11 protein-coding genes and 1 pseudogene are annotated in these 13,547 nt (G+C 61.5%); 4 read left to right on the forward strand and 8 right to left on the reverse strand.

The features are described from left to right. The 3 genes and pseudogenes from B3605_RS22215 to B3605_RS22225 form a co-directional block, all read right to left on the reverse strand. A pseudogene (locus B3605_RS22215) lies at window positions 1-618 on the reverse strand (adenylate/guanylate cyclase domain-containing protein); the annotation flags it as partial. 162 nt (window positions 619-780) lie between these two features. After that, the gene (rnd, locus tag B3605_RS22220) at window positions 781-1,926 is read right to left on the reverse strand and encodes a ribonuclease D (protein WP_111561151.1); all 1,146 of its coding nucleotides are present in this window, start codon (window positions 1,924-1,926) and stop codon (window positions 781-783) included. A gap of 83 nt (window positions 1,927-2,009) precedes the next feature. Next, complete coding sequence (locus tag B3605_RS22225; protein ID WP_112941287.1) at window positions 2,010-3,425, reverse strand: multicopper oxidase family protein; 1,416 nt, start codon at window positions 3,423-3,425, stop codon at window positions 2,010-2,012. A gap of 268 nt (window positions 3,426-3,693) precedes the next feature. Here B3605_RS22225 and aspS point away from each other — a divergent pair, with 268 nt between their 5' ends. Then, the gene (gene aspS / locus B3605_RS22230; protein WP_026283039.1) at window positions 3,694-5,484 is read left to right on the forward strand and encodes an aspartate--tRNA ligase; all 1,791 of its coding nucleotides are present in this window, start codon (window positions 3,694-3,696) and stop codon (window positions 5,482-5,484) included. A 63-nt stretch (window positions 5,485-5,547) separates the two neighbouring features. Here the strand turns inward: aspS and B3605_RS22235 are convergent, their stop codons facing one another. Continuing rightward, window positions 5,548-6,714 (reverse strand): serine hydrolase domain-containing protein, encoded by a 1,167-nt coding sequence (locus tag B3605_RS22235; protein WP_112941286.1) that lies wholly within the window; start codon window positions 6,712-6,714, stop codon window positions 5,548-5,550. A gap of 24 nt (window positions 6,715-6,738) precedes the next feature. Between B3605_RS22235 and B3605_RS22240 the strand changes: the two genes are divergently transcribed. Continuing rightward, window positions 6,739-7,428, forward strand: coding sequence for a TetR/AcrR family transcriptional regulator (locus tag B3605_RS22240; RefSeq protein WP_183794678.1), 690 nt, complete (start codon window positions 6,739-6,741; stop codon window positions 7,426-7,428). Between the two features lie 55 nt (window positions 7,429-7,483). Here the strand turns inward: B3605_RS22240 and B3605_RS22245 are convergent, their stop codons facing one another. After that, the gene (locus tag B3605_RS22245) at window positions 7,484-8,671 is read right to left on the reverse strand and encodes a hypothetical protein (RefSeq protein ID WP_112941285.1); all 1,188 of its coding nucleotides are present in this window, start codon (window positions 8,669-8,671) and stop codon (window positions 7,484-7,486) included. 224 nt (window positions 8,672-8,895) lie between these two features. Here B3605_RS22245 and parC point away from each other — a divergent pair, with 224 nt between their 5' ends. Then, window positions 8,896-11,154 (forward strand): DNA topoisomerase IV subunit A, encoded by a 2,259-nt coding sequence (gene parC, locus B3605_RS22250; protein ID WP_112941284.1) that lies wholly within the window; start codon window positions 8,896-8,898, stop codon window positions 11,152-11,154. Window positions 11,155-11,321: 167 nt separating this feature from the next. Beyond that, window positions 11,322-11,834, forward strand: a complete 513-nt coding sequence (locus tag B3605_RS22255) for an SRPBCC family protein (RefSeq protein ID WP_047513216.1) — start codon at window positions 11,322-11,324, stop codon at window positions 11,832-11,834. On the opposite strand, the gene B3605_RS22260 is transcribed toward B3605_RS22255, so the two are convergent. From B3605_RS22260 to B3605_RS22270, 3 genes are all read right to left on the reverse strand, one after another. Continuing rightward, window positions 11,770-12,660 carry a DMT family transporter gene (locus B3605_RS22260; protein WP_112941283.1) on the reverse strand — a complete coding sequence of 297 codons (891 nt, stop codon included), beginning with the start codon at window positions 12,658-12,660 and terminating at the stop codon, window positions 11,770-11,772. The genes B3605_RS22255 and B3605_RS22260 overlap by 65 nt on opposite strands. Then, window positions 12,661-13,437 carry an arginyltransferase gene (locus B3605_RS22265; protein ID WP_111561156.1) on the reverse strand — a complete coding sequence of 259 codons (777 nt, stop codon included), beginning with the start codon at window positions 13,435-13,437 and terminating at the stop codon, window positions 12,661-12,663. Then, on the reverse strand, window positions 13,364-13,547 hold a 184-nt coding region (locus B3605_RS22270; protein WP_296436085.1), incomplete at its 5' end, for a hypothetical protein. The genes B3605_RS22270 and B3605_RS22265, both read right to left, overlap by 74 nt.

The following is a 13,547-nucleotide window of genomic DNA, read 5'->3' on the forward strand; positions in this document are numbered from 1 at the left end:
GACATAGTCGACGATCGTTCCCTTGTACTTGCGCACCGGCTCGGCAAAGGTCGCGAATAGCGAGCTCAGCATCTGCTGCGCGCGCAGATCTCCGTGCTTCTCCGCGAAGGTCGTCGAATCGACCAGATCGATGAAGAGAAACACCCGCTCTTCGCTGACCGGCTTGCGGTAGCGGCTGATGAGCATGCTGGTGAACACCTCACGGCCCAGCAACTCGCGAACTCTGAGAACGAAGATCATCAGCGAGCAGACGGCCAGCGCGTAAAGAAAAGCGTTGAACGGCAGCACCACCATGTCGACCCAGGAATGGGGAATGACAATGCCCGTTCCCCATAGCGAGAGGCCGGCGGCTGCAAAGCCGATGCTCATCAGCACTTCGTAGATGAAAAGCTCGGCGAGGAAGAACGTCAGCGTCGGCAGCGCTTCAACCCGGTTGCGCAGTTCGCGAAAGATCACCTTTCGCTCGAAGGCGATGATCGGCATGCCCATGCACAGCGCGAACACTGCGCCGATGAACGGGCGGCTGTCCTGGAAGAACATGACGCTGTAGAGCACGCCGCTTCCCGCCATGACGAGCATGATCAGAAGCCAGTTCTGGACTGGGGATACTTCTCTCATAAGGGTCTTTTCGTTCAGCCTTGGCCAGCGTGCGTCTCAAGCAATGTAGGCGCGCGAAAGCCCTTTCGGAAGGGGATTGGATATCCCTCCCAAAAAGATTTAGGTGAATGATTGGGCGCAGTTATGGCCTGAATCGAGGCGACGCAAAATTTGCGTCGCGACTTACAGAGCGACCGTCTCGACCTTCTTGCCGACGAAGCGCAACGCGACGTCGCCCTTGATCAGCTGCAGGGCGGGATCGCCGAACAGCTCGCGGCGCCAGCCGCGCAGCGCGCCCACATCGGCGTTTTCGCCCTCGGCAGCGATCTTGTCCAGATCCTCGCTGTTGGCGATCACCTTGGGCGCGACGCCGTGCTTTTCCGAGATCAGCTTCAACAGAACCTTCAGGAGCTCGGCTGCGGCCGCGGCTCCCTCCGGCGCCTGGGTCTGTCTTGGCGCGTGCGGCATCTCGGCCTTGGGGAGCGCAAGGGCCGTATTCACCGCCTCGACGACGGCGGCACCGGCCGACGACCGTTCCCAGCCCTTCGGGATGGTGCGCAGGCGGCCAAGCGCCTCGGCGTCCTTCGGCTGCTGCTGGGCGATCTCATAGATCGCGTCGTCCTTGATGACGCGCGAACGCGGCACGTTGCGGCTGCGCGCTTCACGCTCGCGCCACGCGGCCACGTATTTCAGCACGGCAAGCTCCTGCGGCTTGCGCAGGCGCATCTTCAGGCGCTGCCAGGCGTCGTCGGGATGAATGTCGTAGGTCTCTTTCGCCTCGAGCACATCCATCTCCTCGGAGAGCCACAAGGAACGGCCTTCGCGTTCCAGCTCTGCCTTGAGATAGAGGTAGACGTCGCGCAGATGCGTCACGTCCGCCAGCGCATAGTCGAGCTGCTTTTCGGAAAGCGGACGGCGGCTCCAGTCGGTGAAGCGCGAGGACTTGTCGATCTGCACGCCCTTGGTCCGGCTGACCAGCTGGTCGTAGGAGACGGAATCGCCAAAGCCGCAGACCATCGCCGCAACCTGCGTGTCGAAGATCGGATGCGGAATGAGGCCGCCACGGTTGTAGATGATTTCGATATCCTGGCGCGCGGCGTGGAACACCTTCAGCACGCTGGAATTGGCCATCAGCTCGAAGAAGGGTTTCAGGTCGAGACCCTTGGCCAGCGGATCGACAAGCACTTCCGTCGTCGGGCTCGCCATCTGGATCAAGCAAAGCTCCGGCCAGAACGTCGTCTCTCGCAGAAACTCGGTGTCGATAGTAATGAATTCTGACTTGGCCAGCTCGATGCAGGCCGCCTCCAAATCGGCGGTTGTTTCAATCATCTCAATTCATTCGCAGGATAGACATAGTTGAACCTTCCTTCTCCTTTCGGCCCAATATGTCAACCGCTACCGGCAAAGAGTGGTCAAACAACCCTGACATAACTCGTCATGCCGGTCTTCTGATGCTCAATGATGTGGCAATGCAACAGCCAATCGCCGAGATTGTCGGCGACAAAGGCTAGCTGCACCTTCTCGTCCGGCTGCACCAGATAGGTGTCGGTGACGAGCGGCATGACCTCCCGCGTGGACGATGAGAGTACCGTGAAGCTCATCCCGTGCAGGTGGATCGGATGCGTATGCGGCGTCACGTTCTCCAGCTGCAGGATATAGCTCTTGCCGAGCTTTAGTTCCGAAAGCGGTGCTGTCGGGTCGCTCGTGTCGCCCGGCCACGGCACCTTGTTGATGGCCCAGAAGCTGTAACCCAGCGTGCCGCAGATGCTGTCGACCGGCGCATTCTCGGCGGTGGCGCTGAGCACGACCGAGATCTTCTCCGCCGTGGAGAGATCGGCCTTGGCGACTGGGTTCTCGGCGAGTGCCGCGAGGTCGCCGACATTGCGCTTGAGGGACGTGCCGACCGAACGCAGCTTGGCGATCGTTTTTGGCGTCGTTCCGCGAATGTCCTCCAGCGTCGCAACCGCGCCTTCGGAATCTGGCATGCGAACGGCAAGATCGAGGCGCTGGCCCGGGCCGATCAGCAACAGGTCGAGCGGGAAGCGCTTCGGCACGGGATTGCCGTCGATCGCGATCACGGTCGCTTCGGCACTTTCCATCTTCAGCGAGAAGATGCGTGTTACGTCGGTGACGGCGATGCGCAGGCGGATCAGGCCACCTGCCGGCGCGTCATATTGCGGCTCCTGATGCCAGTTCGCGGTGCGCACCGTGCCGTAAGTGCCGGTCTTCGCCGCATCGCGCGGCCGGAATGCCGCAATGAACTGGCCGTCGCCGCCAAGGCGCCAGTCGCGGAGGTTGAGGACGACTTCGGAATCGAATGTCGGGTCGGCCGGATCATCGACCACGATCACGCCGGTCATGCCCTGACCCATCTGTGCCAGCGTGTTGCAGTGCGGATGATACCAGAAGGTGCCGGCATCGGGCGGCGTGAACGCGTAGTCGAAGCTGTCGCCGGTATAGACATACGGCTGCGTCATGAACGGCACGCCGTCCATTTTGTTGGGAATGCGCAGGCCATGCCAATGAATGGTAGTGGGTTCGTCGAGCGTGTTGGTCAGCCGCGCCGCATAAGGCTTGCCCTTGGTCATGCGCAGCACCGGCGGCATCGCCGCGCCGCCCTGCGCGTCACCCCCCACAGCATCCCAAGTCATGATGTTCTTGGTCACGCCGGCGTCGGTCAACGTCGCCTGCGTCTTCAGCGCTTTCAGTACCTGCGGCTCCGGTGCCGCTTCCGCCATGCCGAACTTGCCCGCGATGCCGATGCCTACCCCGTAAGCGCCGGCGACGGCGGAAGCCTTCAGAAGGTTGCGGCGGGTGAGGAGGGGCATGGCGGGACTCCGGAGAAGAATGATACGTCCTCTTTAAAGTTGACCGCGACCTTCAGCAATATGCCTCGTGCAGCCAAACTGCCGCAGAGCTTGGCATATGATAAGGTTGCAGCCGCGTCGAAAACCGGGCGCAAAGCACGCGTGAGCCGTGCCAAGTCTTGACAAATCAGGCCGTCCATGCGCTTTTCCGCCCGATTTTCTTGTCGGCGCGAGAGAGCTTTTGAAGCCCCTGCTGCCGTCTTCAAGCCAAATACTGGAAATTGAGATGATGCATCGTTACCGCAGCCACACATGTGCAGCCCTCCGCAAGTCGGATGTCGGCGCCAATGTCCGGATTTCCGGCTGGGTCCACCGCGTTCGTGACCATGGCGGCGTTCTCTTCATCGACCTTCGCGACCATTACGGCATGACCCAGGTCGTCGCCGATCCGGATAGCCCCGCCTTCAAGATCGCCGAGACCGTTCGCGGCGAGTGGGTCATCCGCATCGACGGCGTCGTCAAGGCGCGGTCGGAAGACACCGTCAACAAGAACATGGCGACCGGCGAGATCGAACTCTATGCCCAGGAGATCGAAGTCCTCTCTGAAGCCAAGGAACTGCCGCTGCCGGTCTTCGGCGAGCCGGATTATCCCGAGGACATCCGCCTAAAGTACCGCTTCCTCGATCTGCGCCGCGAGACGCTGCACAAGAACATCGTCAAGCGCAGCCAGATCATTTCCGACATCCGCAACCGCATGACGTCTGCCGGCTTCGGCGAATACACGACCCCGATCCTTACGGCGTCCTCGCCGGAAGGCGCGCGCGACTTCCTCGTGCCCAGCCGTATTCACCCCGGCCAGTTCTTCGCCCTGCCGCAGGCGCCGCAGCAGTACAAGCAGCTCCTGATGGTGGCCGGTTTCGACCGCTACTTCCAGATCGCGCCGTGCTTCCGCGATGAAGACCCGCGCGCCGACCGCCTGCCGGGCGAATTCTACCAGCTCGACCTGGAAATGAGCTTCGTCACCCAGGAAGACGTCTGGGATACGATGGCCCCGATCATGACCTCGGTCTTCGAGCAGTTCGCCGAAGGCAAGCCGGTCACCAAGGAATGGCCGCGTATTCCTTACGACGTCGCGATCCGCAAGTACGGCTCCGACAAGCCCGACCTGCGTAACCCGATCGAGATGCAGGCCGTCACCGAGCACTTCGCAGGCTCCGGCTTCAAGGTCTTCGCCGGCATGATCGCGTCTAACCCGAAGGTCGAAGTCTGGGCGATCCCGGCCAAAACTGGTGGTTCCCGCGCATTCTGCGACCGTATGAACGCCTGGGCGCAGTCGCTCGGCCAGCCGGGCCTCGGCTACATCTTCTGGAAGGAAGAAGACGGCAAGGTCGGCGGTTCCGGTCCGCTCGCCAAGAACATCGGCGAAGAACGCACCGAAGCGCTCCGTGTCCAGCTCGGCCTTGAAGCAGGCGACGCCGCCTTCTTCGTCGCCGGTGAACCGGCGAAGTTCTACAAGTTCGCGGGCGAAGCGCGCACCAAGGCGGGCGAAGACCTGAACCTGGTCGATCGCGACCGTTTCGAACTGTGCTGGATCATCGACTTCCCGTTCTACGAATGGAGCGAGGAAGACAAGAAGATCGACTTCGCCCACAACCCCTTCTCGATGCCGCAGGGCGGCCTCGAAGCGCTGCAGAGCCAAGATCCGCTGTCGCTCAAGGCCTACCAGTACGACGCCGTTTGCAACGGCTTCGAAATCGCCTCGGGCTCGATCCGTAACCAGTCGCCGGAAGCCATGGTCAAGGCCTTCGAACTGGTCGGCCTCAGCCAGACGGATGTCGAAGAGCGCTTCGGCGGCATGTACCGCGCCTTCCAGTACGGCGCGCCTCCGCATGGCGGCTGCGCCTTCGGTATCGACCGTGTGGTGATGCTGCTGCTCGGCGCCAAGAACCTGCGCGAAATCACGCTGTTCCCGATGAACCAGCAGGCGCAGGACCTCCTGATGAACGCCCCGTCGCCGGCAACGCCGAAGCAGCTGATGGAACTGTCGCTGCGCGTCATGCCGCCGGTCAAGAAGGACTGAGCGAACATCGCTTGAATAAGAAAAGCCCGGCGCAAGTCGGTCTTTTTTCGTTTTCGGACAATGTCAGAGAGCCGCGTAGATCGCCTGTTTGAGGTCGACGGTGAACCGGCCCCACATGCCCTCCAGCGTCGTATTGGTGAGCGCGACCACCGTCAGTTTCCTTGTCGGATCCACGAACCAGCTGTGGCCATAAACCCCGCCCCATTGCAGGCTGCCGCGAGACAGCGGAACCTGTGCGGCATCTGGATCGGTCACCACGGCCCAGCCGAAACCGAAGCCCGAGCCGGGCTCTACCTGCTGCCGCAGACCGTTGGCCTGGTCGGTCATCATGGTCGCGACCGTTTCCGCAGATAGCAACGCGCCTCCGCCCTGGCGGACGGTTTCGAGAATGCGGAGTATATCGTCCGCCGTGCCCGCCATTCCTGCGCCACCGGAGTGATAGGAGGAAGGGTCGAAGATCCGGTCCGGCGCAAACCGTACTGAGCCCGTCAGCGCTGGAATGACGGCTTCCTGACCCATCCGCTCCGGCTCCGGCGAGGCGTTGAAGTACGCGGCCGCCAATCGCTTCCGGTCGCGCACCGAAAACGCAGTGTCCGTAAGCCCGAGCGGGCCGGTGACGAGTTCAGCGACCGCATCGTCGAGCGACATGGCCATTTCCTGCTCGATGACGCCGCCGAGAACGTCGATCGCCAGAGAGTAGCACCAGCCTTCGCCCGGCGCGAACCGCAGCGGTGCACTCGCAATGCGCTTCAGGTTCTCCGCGAGCGCCATTCCAGGCTCGCCGATGCCGTCCGAAACGCCGGCGCGGGTATAGGGACCATCCTCGTCGATGAAGCAGTAGCTGAGGCCCGCAGTGTGGGTGAGCAGATGGCGAAGGCGGATGACCGCTTCCCCACCATCGGCAAGCCGAGGGCGGAAGTCGGGCAGCCAGCGTGTGATCGGATCGTCCAAACCCATCCGGCCCTGTTCGACCAGTCGCATGGCGGCAATCGTCACGATCGGCTTGGTGACCGAGGCAAGGCGGAAGATCGTGTCCTCGGTCATCGCCAGTCCGGCCTCCCTGTCCGCCAGCCCGGCTGCGCGCCGGTAGACCGGCTTTCCATCTTGCATGATCAGGACCACGGCGCCCACCAGCCGCTTGTCGTCAAGTGCGGCATCGATCGCCTTATCGACGCCTGCGCCGAAGGATACCGCCGCGTTATCAATCTTGATGTCTGGGGGAAGACTCATGAGATCAAACCTTCTATAATCACAATGACCATTCCTGAATATAACGGATCGCAAGATAATTCCAGAGTGAACGTTGTGAAAAATATAGAAAGTTCGAAACCTGAAACTCCCCGCAAGCGCGGCCGCCCGCCTGCTTTCGACAGGGAGGTCGTTCTGGCGGCGGCGCGCGACGTCTTCTGGCAGCACGGCTACGATGGCTCATCGATCGCCGACCTGACGGCGTCCATGGGGATTACCCCTCAAAGCCTCTACGCGGCCTTCCGCTCGAAGGCTGATCTCTATCGCGAGACGCTCGATCAGTACCGCCGCATGCCACGGCAGGAGCCGGGCAACCCGTTGCAGGAAAAGATCGATACGGTAACGGCTTTCACGCGTTTCCTGCGGAACTCCGCATTCCTGTTCACGGCACCCGAACACCCCAAGGGCTGCATGATCTCGACAGCCGTGCTGAACTGCGCGGCGGAAAACGAGGACATCGCCTTTCACGTTTCATCTCTGCGGCTGCAGACGCTGGGCGCGTTCCAGGCGCGTATCGAGCGTGGGGTAGAGGAGGGCGATATGCGCGCCGACACCGACGCCGGCTCGCTTGCCCGTTTTCTCGGCGCCATGGTTCAGGGAATGTCGGTCCAGGCACGTGACGGTGCGGGCGCCGACGAACTCTTGGCAGCGGCTGATCACGCGATCAGCGAATTGAAACGCCACAGCATAAGATAGAAAAAGGCCCGGCGAGCGATGCGCGCCGGGCCTTCCTGATTTCATGTCGAGGCGATCAATCGTTCGCCGAAACCTTCACGCCGAGCACCTGCGGCAGCGTGTTCGGTGCACCCATGGCGGCGCCCATGATCATCGGGAACGGCACGGGCTTTTCCGGTGCGGCGTTGACCGTCAGGCTCTTCGGGTCGTCGAGGAAGGTGTTGACGGCGGCCGATACGGCGTTCTGCAGTTCCGGGATGTTCAGCTGCGCCAGCATGATCGGCGCCATCGCCTTCAGCGAGTCCGCCATCTGCTTGCCCGACATGCCCTGCTGGCTGCCGGCGTAATCAAGCGCGCGCTTGGTGATCGAGGCGTCGTCGAAGCGGATCTGGGCGCTTTCGAAGGACAGCTGCTGCAACAGGCCGAGCATGGCAAGGCCGAAGGCCTGCTGCGCCTGGTCCTTGTTCTGGTTGGCTTCCGCCTGCTGGGCGGCTTCCTGCAGCGACTTCACGAAGGCGAGCGTATAGCCGTTGACCTTGAAGGCCAGGTTGAGCTTGCCGACATTGCTGAAGTCGAAGGCGAACTCGGACACGTCGATCGTGCCCGGTGCCAGGTCCCAGGCGCCCTTCATGGTGATGTCGCCATTGACCTGCTGCAGCGCCAGCTTCTCGATCGCTTCCTTGCTCTGCGGATCGGCCGCCTTGCTGAGGTCGGCCTTGAGGCTCTTGAAGGCGCCGTCGAAATCGAAGCCGGACTCATCTTCGCGCAGCGTCAGGTTCACATCGCTGCCGCCGAGTGAGAACACTTCGGCGCCATCCTTGACGACCTTCAGCGGACCGCTGTGGGCGCTCTCGTAGAGCAGCATGGAGGAGAGGCCTTCGCCCTTGGCATCGGCAGGGATGGAGATGCCGCCAAGCGTCAGCTCGGACACCGTCAGCGTCGCGCCGTCATTGGTGGTGTTGATGTCGGGGAAGGCTGCTTCCTCGATGTAGTAGCCGCCGTCGTCATCTTCCTCTACGCCCGAGAGCGTGATTTCGCCGATCGGCAGAGCGCCGCCGTTGTTCGGCTTGAAGCTGGCGTTCTTCAGCGTGACGGTCTTGCCGTCGACATCGACGCCATCGGCTGCGAGCGTGCCGCCCTGCAGCGTGTAGGCGGCATTGATCTTCTTCAGCAGGTCCTGGCCATCGAGCGCAAAGGCGGAGCCGGCGAGAGAAAGGAATGCCACGCCCGAAAGCATGAGCCGTGTCGTCCGGTAAAATGTCATGGGTGTTCCTCAGATCCAGGTGGGCGGTTGGCCATAATCTACGGTGGATTTGTGCCGGTTTATATTTCGTGTTTTCTAAAATTATGTTGAAGGGATAAGCAAACAAAGTCCAAATTCGGGCAGAAAGGTTTTAGCGGTTGTTTTCTTTCTGTTCGGAGACTTCATCCACAGCCGCAATGCCCGGATTCCTTGCTCACATCAACCATCTCGGTTAGTCAGAAGGTATGGGACAAGAGATTTTGCCGCCTTCTGGCGGAGACGATGACAGCATTCTTCCGATCGACCTGAAGGCGGCGCTCGAAGAGCGTTATCTCGCCTACGCGCTGTCGACCATCATGCATCGCGCGCTGCCCGACGTTCGTGACGGCCTGAAGCCGGTTCATCGGCGCATCATCCACGCGATGAGCGAGATGGGCATTCGCCCGAACTCGGCCTTCAAGAAATGCGCCCGTATCGTCGGTGACGTCATCGGTAAATTCCACCCGCACGGTGACCAGTCGGTCTACGATGCGCTGGTCCGTCTCGCCCAGGATTTCTCGCAGCGTTATCCCGTCGTCGACGGGCAGGGGAACTTCGGCAACATCGATGGCGACAGTGCCGCCGCCTATCGATACACCGAAGCCCGCATGACCGATGTCGCCGGGCTATTGCTCGAAGGTGTCGACCAAGACGCCGTCGATTTTCGGCTGACCTATAACGAGGAAGACCAGGAGCCGACGGTTCTTCCCGGCGCTTTCCCGAACCTTCTCGCCAACGGCTCGTCGGGCATCGCCGTCGGCATGGCGACCTCGATCCCGTCGCACAACGCACACGAACTCTGCGACGCGGCGCTGCATCTGATCAAGCATCCGGATGCGACGGTCGAGACGCTGGTGGAGCAGTTTATTCCGGGCCCCGATTTCCCGACCGGCGGCATCATCATCGACGACCGCCAGACGATCATCGATGCCTACAAGACCGGCCGCGGCGGCTTCCGCACGCGCGCCAAGTGGGAGACCGAGGATCTCGGCCGCGGCGGTTATCAGATCGTCATCACCGAAATTCCGTTCCAGGTGCAGAAGTCGCGCCTGATCGAGAAGATCGCTGAGCTGTTGATCGCCCGCAAGCTGCCGCTGCTGGAAGACATTCGCGACGAGTCGGCCGAAGATGTCCGCGTCGTGCTGGTGCCGAAGAACCGCACCGTCGACCCGACGATCCTCATGGAATCCATGTTCAAGCTGACGGAACTCGAAAGCCGTTTCCCGCTGAACATGAACGTTCTGTCCATGGGCCGCATCCCGCGCGTCATGGCACTGAACGAGGTCCTGAAGGAATGGCTGGACCATCGTCGCGATGTGCTTCAGCGCCGCTCGCGCTTCCGCCTTGCCGCCATCGAGCGTCGCCTGGAAGTCCTGGGCGGCCTGCTGATCGCCTACCTCAATATTGATGAGGTGATCCGTATCATCCGCGAGGAGGACGAGCCCAAGCCCGTCATGGTCGCGCGCTGGTCGCTGACGGAGATCCAGGTCGAAGCCATTCTCAACATGCGCCTGCGCTCCTTGCGCAAGCTGGAAGAATTCGAAATCCGCACCGAGTTCGACGCGCTGAGCAAGGAAAAGGCCGAGATCGAAGCGCTGCTCGCCTCCGAGGACAAGCAGTGGCAGACCGTTGCCTGGGAAATCGGCGAGGTGAAGAAGAAGTTCGCCAAGGCGACCGAACTCGGCCGCCGTCGCACCCAGTTTGCCGAGGCGCCTGATGCCGACGAGCAGGCGATCCAGCAGGCGATGATCGAGAAGGAACCGATCACCGTCGTCGTCTCCGAAAAGGGCTGGATCCGCGCGCTGAAGGGTCACATCTCCGACACCGCGACGCTGACCTTCAAGGAAGGCGATGCGCTGAGGATCGCATTCCCGGCGCAGACGACGGACAAGATCCTCGTCATCACCACGGGCGGCAAGGCCTTCACGCTTGGCGGCGACAAGCTGCCGGGTGGCCGCGGCCACGGCGAGCCGTTGCGCATCATGATCGACATGGACAACGACCAGGACGTCTTGACGGCCTTCGTCCACGATCCGCAGCGCAAGCAGATGATCGTTTCGACTGCCGGCAACGGCTTCGTGGTCGCTGAGACCGACATGGTCGCCAACACCCGCAAGGGCAAGCAGATCATGAACGTCTCCATGCCCGACGAAACCAAGCTGCTCGTGCCCGTCTCCGGTGACCACGTTGCTGTCGTCGGCGAAAACCGCAAGCTTCTCGTCTTCCCGCTGGATCAGGTTCCGGAAATGTCGCGCGGCAAGGGCGTTCGCCTGCAGCGCTACAAGGATGGTGGTATTTCCGACGTTCGCTGCTTCGCGATCGCGGATGGCCTTGTCTGGGAAGACAGCGCCGGGCGGACATTCAGCAAGAACAAGGAAGAGCTTGCCGAGTGGCTCGCCGACCGCGCATCTGCCGGTCGCACCGTTCCCAAGGGCTTCCCCCGCAGCGGAAAGTTCGCAGGCTGAAATATATCAGCGCCCCGCTCTTGGCGAGCGGGGCATTTCCTCTAGTTTTGTCCTGTAATCACAACATGGACAAACATCATTCCGAAGGCGGACGGAATGATCGTATGTGGCGTCTTCGTGGAAGGCGGCATGTCCGATCATGGAGGTCCGATCACGGAGGAATGTTGATGAGTGCCTGCAAGACCATTACGCTTTCCGTCGGCCACACCTACAATGCCTCGCCCTGCGAGGTTTACGACGCCTGGCTCAATCCCGAAATCGCCAAACGCTTCCTCTTCGCCACCGATGACGGCCGGGTCATCCGCGCCGATATCGAGCCGCGCGTCGGCGGCCATTTTCTCGTCATCGACAGACGACCGACCGGCGATGCCGTTCATTACGGCGTGTTTCTCGAAATGCGTCGGCCGCGCCTGATGGTGTTCTCGTTCTCGGTCGCCGAACACGATCACAATGCCGATCGCATCCGCGTCGAAATCGAGCCGCTGGGGGAGGGCACGCGCCTGACGCTGTCGCATGAAATGTGCGCCGAATGGTCCGCTTTTGAAGAGCAGACCCATCGCGGCTGGACACACGTGCTGAACGGGCTGGAGCGCGAGCTCGATGCGGCTCACACGGTCAAGCTGCCGGAGCTTGTTGCGTCCCAGGCTGTTTCCGAACCATCCAAAGCGAGTGCGCCATAATTGCGGTGACGAGGATAGAGCCGCCGATCAACGTCATGGCCGGCGGCGTTTCCGCGAAAATCAGCCAGATCCAGATCGGCGCCAGAATGGTCTCGAGCAGGTAGAACATCCCGACCTCGGGCGCCGACAGATAGCGCGGCCCGCTGGCAAGGCACCAGAACGACACGGGCATCAATACGGCGCCGTTGAAGATGATCCAGGCGGGATGCTCGATCACGAGACCTGCCGGCAGGGCGTTTGCAAGGCCAAGGACGGCGGGAAAGGTGGCGCCAAGCAATGGCACGAAACCCATGGCGCGACGCGATGCGCGCCCGACGGTAATCGCGCTAGCAAGCACCAGCGCCGTCAAGAGCGCCATCGCATCCCCGAAGCTGTGGCCGCCGGAGAGACCGTCGCCGACAATCAGGCCGACGCCGAGGATCATCACCGCCATCGTCACGAGCGTCGATACGGATGGGCGCTCTTTCAGGAACAGCCAGGATAGCAGCGCGCCGAACATCGGATTGAAGGCGACGATGAAGACGACGTTGGCGGTGGTCGTGTTAAACACCGCAAGCAGGAATGTGATGGTCGAGAGCCCGTAGAGAAATCCGGCGAGGAGGCCCGCTCGACCGGGCACCATCGCCGGCCAGCTTCCCTTCATCCACCGGATCGCACACAGGATCAGCAACGTCACGGCAACCGTGGCGATGCTGCGCATGCCGACGATCGACCACATGTCGCCATGTGCGAGGCGTACGAGCGGAATGTCCATGGAGAGCGCAAGGCCGCCGATCGCTGTCAGCAGCAGGCCCTTCCGATGATCGGAAAGGGTAGGAAGAGACATTTAGGGCTGGCTACCTTCGGGAAGGGATGTGGGATCGAAACGCTCCCAGCCGCGCGCGGTCAGGTGTTCCTGCGGCTGGTAGCGGGTCTTGTAGTCCATTTTCCGCGAGCCTTGAACCCAGTAGCCGAGATAGACATGCGGCAGGCCGAGCGCCTTTGTTCGTCTGATGTGATCGAGGATCATGAAGGTGCCGAGCGATCGCTTGTCGAGATCGGGATTGAAGTAGGAATAGACCATCGAGAGCCCGTCGCTCATTGTATCGGTCAGAGCCGCCGCGATCAGTTCGCCGCTTGGCCGCGTCTCCAGTCCTGATCCCTCGACACGCCGGCGATACTCGATGATCTTGGTGTTGACGTGCGTGTCCTCGACCATGATCGCATAGTCGAGCACCGTCATGTCGGACATGCCGCCCTGCTGGTGGCGATAGTCGAGGTAGCGACGAAACAGCGAATATTGCTCGCTCGATGGCTGCGCCGGAAATTCGGTCGAAATGATATCGGAATTGGTCGCGAGCACCCGCTTCATCGACTTGGTCGGCTCGAACTCGTCGGCGAGGATGCGGACCGAGACACAGGCACGGCAAGCCTCACAGGCCGGGCGGTAGGCAATGTTCTGAGAGCGGCGAAATCCGCCTTGCGTCAGGATGTCATTCATCTCGGCGGCGCGCGGCCCGACGAGATGCGTAAAAACCTTTCGTTCCATCTCATGCGCAAGGTAAGGGCAGGCAGCCGGGGCCGTCAGATAAAACTGCGGAGATGGCGTGGTCTGCGTATTCATCTGCTGCTGAGATGTCCTTAGGTTGCATGCTGAAATGACAGCATGACTTAAGAAAAAAAAACGTCAACAGCGCGGCAGTCAGCCGCGCTTTCTGATCGATTATACTTTCG

The sequence above is a fragment of the Rhizobium sp. UBA1881 genome, from assembly GCF_002338015.1.
GTDB lineage: Bacteria > Pseudomonadota > Alphaproteobacteria > Rhizobiales > Rhizobiaceae > Rhizobium.